This window comes from Ilumatobacter sp. (assembly GCF_039969435.1).
Taxonomy (GTDB): Bacteria; Actinomycetota; Acidimicrobiia; order Acidimicrobiales; family Ilumatobacteraceae; genus Ilumatobacter_A.
The window spans coordinates 483,484-496,143 of sequence record NZ_JBDVNU010000006.1; the positions used below are offsets into that span (position 1 = coordinate 483,484).

General features: G+C 68.9%; 12 protein-coding genes, 2 pseudogenes and 1 riboswitch. Of the genes and pseudogenes, 1 reads left to right on the forward strand and 13 read right to left on the reverse strand.

The window, feature by feature from the left end; all coding sequences use genetic code 11:
* Window positions 1-11: 11 nt before the first annotated feature.
* Complete coding sequence (locus ABJK40_RS03015) at window positions 12-800, reverse strand: hypothetical protein (protein WP_348510148.1); 789 nt, start codon at window positions 798-800, stop codon at window positions 12-14.
* Here ABJK40_RS03015 and ABJK40_RS03020 point away from each other — a divergent pair.
* A pseudogene (locus tag ABJK40_RS03020) lies at window positions 720-1,280 on the forward strand (glucose-6-phosphate dehydrogenase); the annotation flags it as partial. The gene ABJK40_RS03015 and the pseudogene ABJK40_RS03020 overlap by 81 nt on opposite strands.
* Window positions 1,281-1,340: 60 nt before the next feature.
* Here ABJK40_RS03020 and ABJK40_RS03025 read toward each other — a convergent pair.
* The 12 genes and pseudogenes from ABJK40_RS03025 to ABJK40_RS03080 all read right to left on the reverse strand — a co-directional run.
* Window positions 1,341-1,484 (reverse strand): annotated as a pseudogene (locus ABJK40_RS03025) (hypothetical protein); the annotation flags it as partial.
* Window positions 1,481-2,503, reverse strand: a complete 1,023-nt coding sequence (gene gnd, locus ABJK40_RS03030) for a phosphogluconate dehydrogenase (NAD(+)-dependent, decarboxylating) (RefSeq protein WP_348478033.1) — start codon at window positions 2,501-2,503, stop codon at window positions 1,481-1,483. The pseudogene ABJK40_RS03025 and the gene gnd, both read right to left, overlap by 4 nt.
* A gap of 70 nt (window positions 2,504-2,573) precedes the next feature.
* Window positions 2,574-4,295, reverse strand: coding sequence for a hypothetical protein (locus ABJK40_RS03035; RefSeq protein ID WP_348478032.1), 1,722 nt, complete (start codon window positions 4,293-4,295; stop codon window positions 2,574-2,576).
* 138 nt (window positions 4,296-4,433) lie between these two features.
* The gene (locus tag ABJK40_RS03040; protein ID WP_348478031.1) at window positions 4,434-4,742 is read right to left on the reverse strand and encodes a hypothetical protein; all 309 of its coding nucleotides are present in this window, start codon (window positions 4,740-4,742) and stop codon (window positions 4,434-4,436) included.
* Between the two features lie 145 nt (window positions 4,743-4,887).
* Entirely contained in the window at window positions 4,888-5,340 is a 453-nt protein-coding gene (locus ABJK40_RS03045; RefSeq protein ID WP_348478030.1) for a GNAT family N-acetyltransferase, read from the reverse strand.
* Complete coding sequence (locus ABJK40_RS03050; protein WP_348478029.1) at window positions 5,337-5,981, reverse strand: ABC transporter ATP-binding protein; 645 nt, start codon at window positions 5,979-5,981, stop codon at window positions 5,337-5,339. The genes ABJK40_RS03045 and ABJK40_RS03050 overlap by 4 nt, the downstream gene beginning before the upstream one ends.
* Window positions 5,981-7,669 (reverse strand): iron ABC transporter permease, encoded by a 1,689-nt coding sequence (locus ABJK40_RS03055; protein ID WP_348478028.1) that lies wholly within the window; start codon window positions 7,667-7,669, stop codon window positions 5,981-5,983. The genes ABJK40_RS03050 and ABJK40_RS03055 overlap by 1 nt, the downstream gene beginning before the upstream one ends.
* Window positions 7,670-7,712: 43 nt before the next feature.
* Window positions 7,713-8,927 carry a thiamine ABC transporter substrate-binding protein gene (locus ABJK40_RS03060; protein WP_348478027.1) on the reverse strand — a complete coding sequence of 405 codons (1,215 nt, stop codon included), beginning with the start codon at window positions 8,925-8,927 and terminating at the stop codon, window positions 7,713-7,715.
* The gene (locus ABJK40_RS03065) at window positions 8,924-9,610 is read right to left on the reverse strand and encodes a thiamine diphosphokinase (protein WP_348478026.1); all 687 of its coding nucleotides are present in this window, start codon (window positions 9,608-9,610) and stop codon (window positions 8,924-8,926) included. The genes ABJK40_RS03060 and ABJK40_RS03065 overlap by 4 nt, the downstream gene beginning before the upstream one ends.
* Window positions 9,601-9,712: riboswitch (TPP riboswitch) on the reverse strand. Its footprint overlaps the gene before it by 10 nt.
* A gap of 131 nt (window positions 9,713-9,843) precedes the next feature.
* Entirely contained in the window at window positions 9,844-10,581 is a 738-nt protein-coding gene (locus ABJK40_RS03070) for a sulfite exporter TauE/SafE family protein (RefSeq protein WP_348478025.1), read from the reverse strand.
* A 91-nt stretch (window positions 10,582-10,672) separates the two neighbouring features.
* Entirely contained in the window at window positions 10,673-11,560 is an 888-nt protein-coding gene (gene aztB / locus ABJK40_RS03075; RefSeq protein ID WP_348478024.1) for a zinc ABC transporter permease AztB, read from the reverse strand.
* Between the two features lie 25 nt (window positions 11,561-11,585).
* Complete coding sequence (locus ABJK40_RS03080) at window positions 11,586-12,626, reverse strand: metal ABC transporter substrate-binding protein (RefSeq protein WP_348478023.1); 1,041 nt, start codon at window positions 12,624-12,626, stop codon at window positions 11,586-11,588.
* Window positions 12,627-12,660 lie beyond the last annotated feature (34 nt).

A 12,660-nucleotide genomic window follows, 5' to 3' on the forward strand; every position in this document is an offset into this window, starting at 1 on the left:
GTCGGTGGTCGTCACGTGCGGGTGGGGCTGGGTGGGTACCAGACGTCGTCGTCGTTGACGAGGATCGCGCTGGCCTCCGACGGGCCCCACGACTTGCGGAAGTACGGGTAGATCGGGCCCGGCTCGTCGAGTGCGGGCTGCACCACTCGCCACGTCCCCTCGACGACGTCCTGACGGGCGAAGCGACGCAGTGATCCGACCAACGCATCGCCGAGCAGTCGCTCGTAGGCGTCCTGTCGTACTCCCAACGCCGCCGCGAAGTCGACGTCGACGTCGACCTCCTGGCTGTCCATGTGCGGCCCCGGTGTCTTGGCCTGCAGCGCGAACGTGACACCGTCGTTGTTGCCGAGGCGCAGGCGGATGAGGTTGCGTTCCGGCGGTGGGCTCCCGGCCTCGTCGAACAGCATCCGCGGCGGGCTCTTCAGTTCGATCACGGCCTCGGTGGCCGCCTCGCTCAGTCCCTTGCCGACCCGGACGTACCACGGCACACCGGCCCACCGCCACGAGTCGATCTCGAGACGGGCCGCGACGTAGGTCTCCACTTCGGAGTCCTCGGCGACGCCTTCCTCGTCCCGGTATCCGACGTACTGGCCGCGCACCAGCGACGACGAATCGATCGGGCGCATCGCGTTGATGACCTTCGCCTTCTCGTCCTGGAGGAACCCGGGGTCGGGCCCCGCCGGTGGCTCCATCGCGAGGAGCGCGACGACTTGGAGCAGATGGTTCTGTCGGGCACCCTCCAAGTTCCCGTGATCGGTGTGGCGCGCAGCGAGTGGACCGACGACGATTTCCGGTCGCACGCCCGAGAGTCGATCCTGGCGCACGTGGCCGACGCGGATCCGGCGGTCATCGACGCCCTCGAAGCGCGACTCGACCTGATCCAGGGCGACTACGCCGACGAGAACACCTGGAACGAACTCGTGGCGATGCTCGACAGCCACGATTCGTCGACGGCGGTCTTCTACATGGCGATCCCGCCGTCGATGTTCCCGATGGTCGCCGAGCGTCTGGCGTCGGTCCGGCTCCACTCGCGTGGGCGCATCGTCGTGGAGAAGCCGTTCGGGCGCGACCTCGCCTCCGCCATCGAACTGAACAAGACGTTGCACGCGGTGTTCCCCGAGGACCACATCTTCCGCATCGACCACTACTTGGGCAAGGAGGCGGTCGAGGACCTGCTCGTGTTCCGGTTCGCGAACACACTGCTGGAGCCGGTCTGGAACCGGCACTACGTGCGCAGCGTGCAGGTCACGATGTCGGAGAGCATCGGCATCGAAGGTCGCGGCAACTTCTACGAGGGCGTCGGCGCGATCCGCGACGTCCTGCAGCTTCTGCAGGTGGTACAGCGCCGGGAACAGTTTCCGCTTGGCGAGGTCGCCGGTGGCACCGAACAGGACGAGCGCGTCGGCGTGGGGTTGGTTGGTGTCGATCTGTGTCGTGTCGACGTAGGTGCCGCCGCGCGCCTCGCCGGGGTGCAGGTCGCTCATCGCGTCGAGCCCTTGCGCTCGACGTGGCCACCGAACCCGGCACGCATCGCCGACAGGGCCTTGTTCGCCATGTCGTCGCGGCCGCGGGAGGCGAAGCGCTGGAACAGCGCCGCGGACAGCACCGGGACCGGCACACCTTCGTCGATGGCGGCCGCGATCGTCCAGCGCCCCTCACCCGAATCGCTGACGTGGCCGCTGTAGCCACTCAGCTCCGGGTCCTTCAGGTACGCCTCGGCAGTGAGGTCGAGCAGCCAGGACGTGATCACCGACCCTCGTCGCCAGACCTCGGTGACCTTCGACAGGTCGAGGTCGTACTGGTAGTACTCGGAGGAGTCGAGCGGCGCGGTCTCGGCGTCCTGCACGTGGTCCTGCTTGCCGATGTTCGCCTCGGCGAGCACGTTGAGTCCTTCGCCGATCGCCGACATCACGCCGTACTCGATGCCGTTGTGGACCATCTTCACGAAATGGCCGGCACCGTTGGGACCGCAGTGCAACCATCCCTTCTCCTCGGGCGCGATGTCGCCCGACCGCCCCGGTGTCCGCTCGGCGGACTCGACACCGGGAGCGAGCGTGTCGAAGATCGGCTCCAGCCGACCGACCGCCGTGTCGTCGCCGCCGATCATCAGGCAGTAGCCGCGCTCCAGGCCGAGGATGCCGCCGCTGGTACCCACGTCCACGTAGTGGATGCCCTGGCCGGCGAGCAGCTTCGAGCGGTCGACGTCGAGGTGGTACCAGGAGTTGCCGCCGTCGATGATCGTGTCGTCCTCGTCGAGCAGCGGAACCAGCTTCTCGAGCATGTCGCCGACGAACGCCGCCGGGATCATCACCCAGATCGATCGAGGAGCGTCGAGGCCGGAGACCAGTTCTTCGAGCGTGTGGGCACCGGTGAAGCCTTCGTCCTCGAGCGCCGTGACGGCGTCGTCGCTCACGTCGTGGACGACGCAGTCGTGGCCGCCGTCCTTGAGTCGCCTCACCATGTTGGCGCCCATGCGCCCGAGCCCGATCATTCCGAGTTGCATGCCCCCCAGCCTGCCACGTCGACGTGACGGCGAGGCGTGGAGGTGGGAACCGTGGGCCGCCGAGGTGCCCTCACTCCTCGCTGTCGACGTTCTCCTCGACGTCGTAGGTCGTCGGTCTCACACGTGGGTCGTCCAGGATGGTCGTCGACCGGCTGTCGACGGCGTCGGTCACGAGCCGGAGATCGCCGATCAGGCCCTCGACCTCCTCGATCGACCGGCCGCTCGCGAGCGCGTCGTCGATCTCGTCGATGATCTGCTCGGCGAGCCGTCGGTTCTGGGTCGTTGCGGCTTCGTCACCGTCGCCGTCGGGATCGCCTTCGCCGTCGGGATCGTCGTCGCCGTTGCTGCGTCGGTGTGTGATCGCCACACCCAGCCCGTACACCATGAGGAGGTACGCGATCCGGTCGATGGTGCCCAGACCGAGGTCGCTCACCGAGACCGCCCACTCGGCGAACAGTCGCGCTCCCTTCTCGACGACGCCCAGCGGCACCTCGACGAGACCGACCTCGATCGGCCCCGTGACCGATGTGACGAGGTCGATGGCGCCGAGGATCAGGTCGATGGCGAGCTGCGTGGATGCCTCGTCGCGTCGAGCCTCGAGCACCTCCTCGAGCTGCTCGTTCTCCGCGCCCTTGCGGAGGATCTGCAGGTAGTCGGCGACGCTGTCGAGTCGGACGTCGAGCGGTCCGGTGGCGTTCTGGCCGAGCACGGTGAGGGCCGGGATCACCCCGAGCAGGATCTCCGACGACGTCGGGTCGCGCATCAACGCCCCGACGAGATCGAGCACCTCGCCGTACGAACCGAGCTCGACGCCGATGTCCTGCAGGTCGAAGCCCTTCAGATGGACGTCGCCGTCTCCGCTCAGGCTGGTGACGAAGAACGGCAGGTACTGGATGACGATCTTCGCCGCGATCGGACTGAACTCCGTGGGGAAGCCGTCGGGGAACAGGCTGCGCTCGTTCGCCATCTCGACGAGGTGGTGCATGACCGTTCCGGCCTGTGTCAGGAGTTCGGGCTGCTCGAAGGGAGCCGACATCGCTGCGTCGACGAACGCCGTGACCGTGCCGGGATCGATCGTCGGCCACGTCAGCAGTTCGCGGAGGATGCTGTCGCCCCGGTCGGTCGTGCCGTGGGCCAGCAGGTCGAGAGCCAGGTCCGGGAACCGTGTGAGGAACGCGAGCATGAGGTCGGTGCCGTACGCTTGGTAGTGGTACTCGACGTCGATCATCGTCTGGCGGGACGACAGGACCTTCGCCGACATGGCGGCCACGAGACCCGGGTCGAAACGTGCGAAGTCCAACGCGACGGGGATCAGGACCGAGGAAGCGGATTCGGAGACCAGCCGATCTGCGAACTCGGGGTCGGTCTCGGCTCGTACGGCGATCTCGACGGCGAGTTGTTCGAAGTCGGTCCAGAACGAGTGGTCCATGTCGGGTCGGAGGTCGTCGTCGTACGGCAACTCGTCCTCGAGGCGATCCAGCTCGGCGAAGAGCTCGTCGTCCGACATCGCTTCGGCGGTCGTGTCGAACCGATCGTCGAGCCAGTCGGCGTACCAGTCCGCCCCCGCCGGCGTCGGGCTCGGCCGGCCCGCCCGACCGAGCGGGTCGACGATCCCCACTGCGGTGGTGGCGGGGATGAAGCGGTCGGCGATGACCGCCCCGAGGGCAGCGATCGCGGCCATCGCCTCCGCCGCCGCCGGGTCCGTGCTGCGGACTGTGTCGAGGGCGCCGAGGGCCCAGCGGGACTGCTGCGTGAGCGTGGTGATCCGGTCAGGTTCGTATCCGTGTCGCATCGTTGACCTCGTCGTGAACCGGTGTGGTGCCGGTGGCTGGATTCGGCCCGGTGGGCGAACGGGTCGGGAGCGCCGACGATGCGGGGGCGGTCGATCGGGTTCGAGGCCCCGTTGCTCGGAGTCGAACGAGCGCCGGATTCATGCGCGTTCGGCGGCCTCGTCGACCCGGCGGTCACGGAGACGATCGATGCGGATCGCAGCGGCTTCGAGTTCGTCGGCGTCGCGGTCGAGTCGCCACGCTCGGTCGAGGAGATCGTCGATCGCCAGGTGGACGGCCCGCTGGGCGCCGGCCAGCGCTTGGTTGCACGCCTGGGCCTGCGGGCCGTGCCACGTGTCGACCGTCGAATGGGTGTGCAACGTCATCGAGGGTGAGTGCAGCATCTCGGACGCCAACGTGCGCAGGTGGGCGGCTCGTCGCCGGGCGTGATCGGCGTGTGCGTGCGACATGGCGCCTCGTGTGTGATCGAAGTCGGGTTCGGTCGGGTCGACGAGGCGCAACGGGACGAGGGCACCCCTCCAGTGGGTCGTCGGAGCGACGAAGAGGAAGACGACGGGACCGGTGTCCCGGTGTCCGCCGACCGGCGTGCCGCGCTCAGGAGAGGTCGATGTGGACGTGACGATGCGGGAGGCCCGTGGCCTCGGTCACGAAAACCGGGCCGGACGCGACCATCCCGGCCCGTGTGTAGAACTCGAGTGCGGTGACGCGGGCGTTCGCCCACACCCGCACCGGCCCGGCCGATCGAGCACGTCCGAATCCTGCGTCGAGGAGGGAACGTCCGAGCCCCTGCCCGGCGAATGCCGGGTCGGTCGCCATGCCACGCAACTGGATCGACGGCAGGTCCGTGGCATGCGGATCCGGCACGGCGGACCACGTGGAGATGCCGACGAGCTGGCCGCCGACCACGGCGCCGAGGTGAACGGTCGAGTCGTCGTGGTCCCCGACCCAGTCCACCACGGCATCAGCTGCACCGTCACGCAGGACCCGCCGCCGGAGGTCGTGGGTCCGAGCGGAGATGATCTCGTGGATCTCGACGTGGGGCGTCATGACTGGAGGTCGCTCAGCAACAGCGTCCGGTCCGCGAGAGCGGACGCTTCGTCGACGTCGTGGGTGACGAGGATCGCCGTCGAGGACGTGTCGCGCAGCAGTCCGGCGAGCTCCCGGACGAGTTGGTCGTGCAGTTCGCGATCGAGCCCGGTGAGTGGTTCGTCGAGCAGGACCACCGTGGGCTCGACGACCAGGGTCCGAGCGAGCGCGACCCGTGTGGCCTCGCCGCCGGACAGTTCGGTCACGAGGCGCGGGCCGAACCCGCCGAGTCCGATTCGCTCGAGCCACGCCTCGGCCCGCGCTCGTCGTTCGGAACGGTCGACTCCGGCGATCTTCAGGCCGAACTCGACGTTCTCGAGCGTGGTGCGATGCGGGAAGAGTTGGTTGTCCTGGAAGACCATGCCGACCCCGCGGCGATGGGTGGGAAGGCGGGTCACGTCCGTTCCTCCGATGTCGACGCGTCCGCTGTCGGGGGTGAGCAGCCCGGCGACGACGCGCAGCAGCGTGCTCTTGCCGGAGCCCGAGGCCCCCAGGAGCCCGACGACCTCACCGGCGCCGGCCCGCATCGACACGTCGCGCAGGACTCGGTGGCCGTCGAAGCCGACGCACACCCCGGTGACCGTGACCTCGGCGCCCGACATCAGCGCCCGACCTCGTCGACCGACCCCGGAGCCGCCGCACCCGACGACGGCCCGGCCGCTCGACCCACTCGAGGAGGACCCGACGCGGGGCCGCGCCGCGCGCCGACGATGTCGCCGGTTTGATCGACCACCATCACGAGCCCGATCGTGACAGCCGCGAGCACCACCGACAGTGCATATCCCTTCGTCTGCAGGAGCGATCCCGTTCGGCCGAGCAACTTCTCGATGGCGATCGGCAGTGTCTCGCCGCCACTGCGGGAGAGGAAGCTGGTGGCGCCGAACTCCCCGAGCGAGATGGCGGCGGCGAGCGCCGCACCCACGGCGAGCGGGCGCCACAGGTGCGGGACGACGATCTCGCGCCAGGCGCGAGTCGGTGATGCGCCCAGCGTGGCGGCCGCCTCCGACAGGGCACCGTCGACGGAGCGGAGCACGCTCAGTGTGGTGCGCACGACGAACGGGATCGCCACGAGTGCGTGCCCGACCGGCACGAGCCACCACGTCGAACGCCAGTCGTACGGGGCGCGGTCGAAGGTGATCAACATCCCGAACCCGATGGTCACGGCAGAGGTTCCGATCGGCAGCATCAGCCCGGCGTCGAGGACCCGACCGAAGCGACCGGCGGTCGCGATCCCGAGGCTCGCCAGCCCCCCGAGCGCGGTGGCGAACAGCGTGGCCCACGCTGCGGTGCGCAGGGACGCAGCGAGTGCGGCGATGGGGTCGATGCCGAGACCGATGCCCGGACGGATCTCCGCACTCCCCAGGTCGGTCCACCCGCTGGTCGTCCATCCCGACGGTGAGGACAGCGAGTTCACGACGAGGGCGAGGAGCGGGGCGACCGCGATCGTGGACGTCACGCCGACGACGACGAGGATCGTGAGGCGCTCCTGGCGCGACCGGGCTCGGCGCGGGCGGGCGAGCGGACGCAGCGCGAGCGAGCGAGCGTGGCGACGCGACGCGATCGAGGACCACACGGCCACGGCGGCCAGAACGCCGAGCTGCAGCAGCGCGAGCACGGCGGCCTGGTCGACCTGACCGAGCTGCGTCGATCGTCGCCACACCTCGACCTCGATCGTGCGCGTGCCGGGCGCTCCGAGGATACGGATCACCCCGAACGAGGTGAACGTGAAGAGGAACACGATCGCGGCGGCCGCGGTGACGGCCGGGCGCAGGAGCGGCAGCGTGATCTCACGGAACACGACGAACGGCGACGCACCGAGGGTCGAGGCGGCGGCCTCCATGTCGGTCGGCAGGTGCTCCCACACGGCACCGACCGTACGCACCACGACCGCCAGGTTGAACACGACGTGTGCACCGATCACCGCCCACACGGTGCGGTCGAGCGAATCCGGGAGCAGGGCGAGGAAGGCTGCGCCCATCACGACCGTGGGCAGCACGAACACGGCGGTGAGCAGGCTGAGCAGCAGTCGGCGCCCGACGAAGTCGTAGCGGGCGATCACCCAGGCCGGTGCCAACCCGACCACGATCGTCACGAGCGTGGAGACCACGGCCTGCCACGTGGTGAACCAGATGATCGACCGGGTCCGACTGCGACCGAGCGTCGTGCGGACCGACTCGACGTCGACCGCTTCGACGATCAGGTTCGCGAACGGCCAGACGTAGAACAGGGCGAGCCCGACGGTCGGCGCGGCCACGAGCGCGATCGGGAGCCAGGGTGACGACCGATTCACCGTCGGACCGGCCCGCCCCGGTTCGCCGTCGGTGTGGTGGCGTTCAGCCGATGACGAGGTCGGTCCACTCGTCGATCCAGTCCTCGCGGTTGGCATCGACGTCCTCGGTGTCGAGCGACCGGCTCTCGTCGGGGATCACGGCGAAGTCCGCGAATGCGGGATCCAGTTCGACGTAGGTGTTGACGGGGAACACGAACACGTTGAGCGCGACCTCGGCCTGGAAGGGTTCGCTGATCAGGAAGTCGATCAACTGCTGCGCAGCGTCGGGCTGATCGGTGCCGGCGAGGATGCCGGCGAACTCGACCTGGCGGTAGCAGGTGGATTCCACGACGCCGGTCGGGGCCTCGGTGAGCCCGTCACCGAACAGCACCTCGAAGGGCGGGCTCGACCCATAGCTCACCACGAGGGGGCGATCGCCGCCGGCGTAGGTGAACTCGCCGTAGTAGGCGTCGGTCCAGCCGTCGGTGACGGAGACGCCGTTGTCGACGAGGCCCGACCAGTAGTCCTGCCAGCCGTCGTCGCCGTACTCGTCGATGGTCGCGAGGAGGAAGGCGAGTCCTGGCGACGACGTGGCGGGGTTCTCGACCACGAGGAGGTCGGCGTAGGCGGGGTCGATCAGATCGTCGAGCGATGTCGGTGGCTCCACACCGAGACCTTCGAGCGCGGCGATGTCGTAGTTGATGCACACGTCACCGAAGTCGACCGGAGTCGCCTCGCCGTTCGGGACGAGGTCGGTGAACCGTGGATCGACCGAATCGATGCCCGGCGACACGTACGGCTCGAAGATCCCCGAGTCGATCGCGCGCGTCAGGAACGTGTTGTCGATGCCCCACATCACGTCACCCTCGGGGTTGCCGGCGGTGAGTTCGGCCTTCGACAGCATCGTCCCGGTGTCGCCTGCGATGAGGATCTCGACGCCGATGCCGGTGTCGGCGGTGAACGCCGCGAGTTGCTCGTTGATCGGGGTGTCCTCGGACGGGAACGACTCGTACGCGACGAGCGTCACGGTCTCGGTCACGTCGGGGGCCGGGGTGTCGGTCGTCCCGGGGTCGTCGGTGGAGGCCGGTGTCGCCGTGTCCGTCGGCTCGTCGGTGGTGCCGGGTGCACCCGGCGTTGCGGCCTCGTCGCTCGTCGTCGCGGCGGGCGTCTCGTCGGCGTCACCCGAGGAGTCGTCGCTCGCTCCGCACGCGGCCAGCATCGCGCTCGCCACGAGGAGAGCGGCGACGGGCGTGGTGTGGGGGTGTCGATCGGCGGTCATGCGGATGCTCCTTCGGTGGGGGAGGTCTCAGGGGAGGTTCGAGGTGTGTCGAAGACGGTGAGGACGCCGGCCGACACGGAGATGGGGACTCGTCCGTCGGTCGACGTGACCTCGTTGCTCACGCCGAGTCCGGTGACGGGATCGAGGCGATGGTCGGTGAGCGGCCAACGGACACCCTCGATCGTGACGCCGAGGCACTTCGGCCCGATGGCCAGCAAGGACAGTGTCGAGCCGGGTTCCAGGTCGAGGGTCCTGCGGGCGGGACCGTGGAGCACGTCGAGATGTCGTCCGTCCCACCATCCGTCGAGGACGGGGACTCCGGTGAGGGTGCGCGCCGAGAGCGATCCGATGGCGGCGATGGTGTGGTCGAGGCGGTCACCGCCACCGATCAGCGTGAGCCGTGCGGGCTGCATGTCGGCGGCGAACGAGAGGGCCAGTTCCGTGTCGGTCTGGTTCTTGTCGGTCGGGTGCCGGGCGATCGTGGCGTACTGCTTCGCCCACGCGATGCCGTCTGCGCTCACCGAGTCGAGGTCGCCGATCAGGCCGGACGGGCTGAGACCTGCGGCGAGTGCCAGGTCGAGACCACCGTCCACGCCCAGGACGATCGCTGCGGACGGAATCTCCGCGACGACGTGATCGGGAAGCGATGATGCTCCGGTGACGACGACGATGTGTTCGTTCATGTCTCGATTCCTACGCCGGCATGATCCGGTTCAGGTTCTCGGGTCGGTGACGGCGTGTCACCCTCTCAGCCTGCCGTTCCGCAGACTCCCCGTCGGGTTGGTCGCGGTCACCATACCGCAACGTCGAGCAAGCCGGCCATCGCGCGTGTCGCGGTCTCGGTTGCCGGGATGCCGTGAGGAGGGTTGCGGGCGGCAGCGAGGCAGGAACGCTGCAGCCCAGGACCTACTGCCCGTCAGACGAAGGTCGTGACGGCCAGGGCTCCGACGGAGGCGACGAGCATCGCGACGATGGCGAGGTCGAATCCGCGTGTGGACACCCGGTTGCGCAGCCACGTGCCGAGCGGGATCGATGCCAGCACCGGGATGCACGCGAGGAGCGACGCGCCGACGCGTCCGCCGAGTTCGCCGGTGGCGGCGAACACGGCGAACTGGGTGAACCCGGTGATCAGGAACAGCGAGGTGACGGAGAGGATGTGAGCACCCCGGTGGAGTCGGTAGCTGTGGATCCACGAGCCGACGATCGGCCCGCTGATCCCGACGGCTCCCTGGAACGCTCCGGCCACCCACCCCACCACGGGCGCGGCCCGGCGCGACCGGTCGGGACCGATGCGCATGTCGGGCTTGGCGAAGAACGTGACGACGTAGCCGACGATCGCCACGATGAGGACGACGACCAGCGGGGTCTCGGGCAGCGACACGAACGCGATGGCGCCGATCGCCGCTCCGATCACCCCGGCGGCGGCGAGCACCGGGAGGTCACGCGTCTCGGAGCGGTGACCGCGTTCGCGGTACGCCAGCACTGCGTTCGCGAGGACGTTCGGGAAGGCGAGGGTGACCACGGCGTCGTCGAGATCGACGAAGAGCGCCGCGATCGGGATCGCGATGATCGGCAGACCCATCCCCGTCACCGCCTTGACGGTCGCTCCGAGGACGACAGCGATCAGGATGATCGCGAGTTCGGTGCCCGACATCGCAGCGACGATACGGACAGCGAGGCGACGACGTGCCGCTCACGCCCCGACGACGGGCCCGGGCGACGCGGTGATGGATGAGCGACCCGGGTCAGGCCCGAACCGCCGGGACACCCGTGTCGCCGACGCTCGCTCGCAGCTCGTGTCGCCGTCGGCCGCTGAGTGACCGGACGACTTCGGAGGCGATGAGCACGACGAAGAACTGTGCCACCGCGATGCCGGCGACCGTGGCCGATGCCGCGGTCGAGGCGTGGTAGCTGATGGCCAGTCCGACGACGACGGCGAGCCAGCCGAAGACGACGGCGACACCCATGACGACGGGCACCCGGCGCACGAGGAGGACCGCCGTGGCGGGAGGAGCGACGAGGAAGCCGAACACGAGGAGCGTGCCCACCACCCGGAAGCTCGACACCACCGTGAGCGACAGCAGGAACAGCATCGCGACGTGCGCGAGGCCGGGTCGGAGCCCGAGTGTGGCGGCCTTGTCGGCGTCGATCGAGAGTGCGAGGAAGGCGCGATGACCCACGATCACGCCGATCACCGTGACGATCAGGGCGATCGACCCCAGCACCAGTTCACCGCGACGGACGCCGAGCACGTCTCCGAACAGGAACCCGTTGAGGTCGCCGGCGAACGAGTTCGGTCTGCTGATGATCACGACCCCGAGCGCGAGCATGCCGACGAAGAGCAGGCCGATCCCGGTGTCGTCGGACAGCTTCGTCGTGCGGTGGACGAGGTTGATCCCGAACACCATCACGATGGCGCTGGCAGCGGCGCCGAGCGTGAGGTCGAATCCCCACACCGCGGCGAGAGCGATGCCCGGCAGCACGCCGTGCGCCATGGCATCGCCGAAGAAGGCGAGGCCGCGGATGACGACCCACGTGCCGATCAGCGAGGTCATCGTCGCCGCGAGGAGCCCGCCCACCAGCGCCCGGCGGGTGATCTGGGACCCGAATGCGTCGAGGAAGAAGTCGATCACGACGGGCGCCGGACGTGAGCGGGGGTCACGTGAGCGCTCCGGCGACCAGGTCGGCGTTGCGTTGCATCATGCCAAGGTACGTCTCGGCGCCCGAACCCTCCTCGCCGAGGCTCTCACTGAACAGTTCCACCACCTCGACGGACTCTCCGACCTCGTCGGCCAACACCTCGGTCAGCGTCGACGACTGGGTGGTCTCACCGAAGACCGCGGGGACGCCGTCGGCGTCGATCAGGTCGGCGAGCGCTTCGATGTCGGAGGCGGACGACTCGGCGCTCGTCGTGAGCGACGGAATGATCGTGCCGATGACGTCGAAGTCGTACCGGTCCGCGAAGTAGCCGAACACCTCGTGGTTGGTCACGAGGATTCGCTGTGTAGCGGGAACCACGGCGAGCGTCTCCTGCATCGAGGCATCGAGGGCGCCGAGGTCGTCGAGGTAGCCGTCGAAGGACGTGGCCACGGCCTCGGCGTCGACGCCCGACAGACCCGCCACCACGGGTTCCAGCGCGGCGACGGCCGCTGCGATCCGCGTCGGGTCCGTCCAGAGGTGGGGATCCTGGCCACCTTCGTGGTCGGCGTGGTCCTCGTCGGCGTGCTCGTCGTCGGCGTGCTCGTCGTCGCCGTGGTCGTCGTCGCCGTGGTCGTGGTCGCCGGTGAATTCGAGCAGTTCGACGTGGTCGGCGAAGGAGAACACCTCGGTTCCGGTGTCGGACACGTTCGCCACGATGTCGAGCATGCCTTGTTCGAAGCCGGCCCCGTTGACGATCAGCAGGTCGGCGTCCTCCATCGACTCCGCCTGACGGGCGGACGGCGCGAAGTCGTGCGGGTCCGTTCCGAGCGGCATGATGACCTCGACGTCCGCCTGGTCACCGACCGCAGCGGACACGATGTCGCCGAGGATGTTGGTCGTCACGACAATCCGCGGTCGGTCTGCGGTGGCCGACGAGTTCTGGTCGGTGTCCGACGCCGAATCCGACGCCTGCGATCCACATGCGGTGGCGGCCGCCAGCAGGACGATGACGCTCACGGAGCGGCCCGACAGAACGATAGTATTGAGAACTCTTCCCATGAGTGCAGGTTATGGGAATCATTCCAAGAACGGC

Excerpts from the sequence above, each read along its gene's own strand:
- gnd (WP_348478033.1), bottom strand. The coding sequence starts at position 2,503 with ATGCAACTCGGAATGATCGGGCTCGGGCGCATGGGCGCCAACATGGTG.
- ABJK40_RS03035 (WP_348478032.1), bottom strand. The coding sequence starts at position 4,295 with ATGCGACACGGATACGAACCTGACCGGATCACCACGCTCACGCAGCAG.
- ABJK40_RS03040 (WP_348478031.1), bottom strand. The coding sequence starts at position 4,742 with ATGTCGCACGCACACGCCGATCACGCCCGGCGACGAGCCGCCCACCTG.
- ABJK40_RS03045 (WP_348478030.1), bottom strand. The coding sequence starts at position 5,340 with ATGACGCCCCACGTCGAGATCCACGAGATCATCTCCGCTCGGACCCAC.
- ABJK40_RS03050 (WP_348478029.1), bottom strand. The coding sequence starts at position 5,981 with ATGTCGGGCGCCGAGGTCACGGTCACCGGGGTGTGCGTCGGCTTCGAC.
- ABJK40_RS03060 (WP_348478027.1), bottom strand. The coding sequence starts at position 8,927 with ATGACCGCCGATCGACACCCCCACACCACGCCCGTCGCCGCTCTCCTC.
- ABJK40_RS03065 (WP_348478026.1), bottom strand. The coding sequence starts at position 9,610 with ATGAACGAACACATCGTCGTCGTCACCGGAGCATCATCGCTTCCCGAT.
- ABJK40_RS03070 (WP_348478025.1), bottom strand. The coding sequence starts at position 10,581 with ATGTCGGGCACCGAACTCGCGATCATCCTGATCGCTGTCGTCCTCGGA.
- ABJK40_RS03080 (WP_348478023.1), bottom strand. The coding sequence starts at position 12,626 with ATGGGAAGAGTTCTCAATACTATCGTTCTGTCGGGCCGCTCCGTGAGC.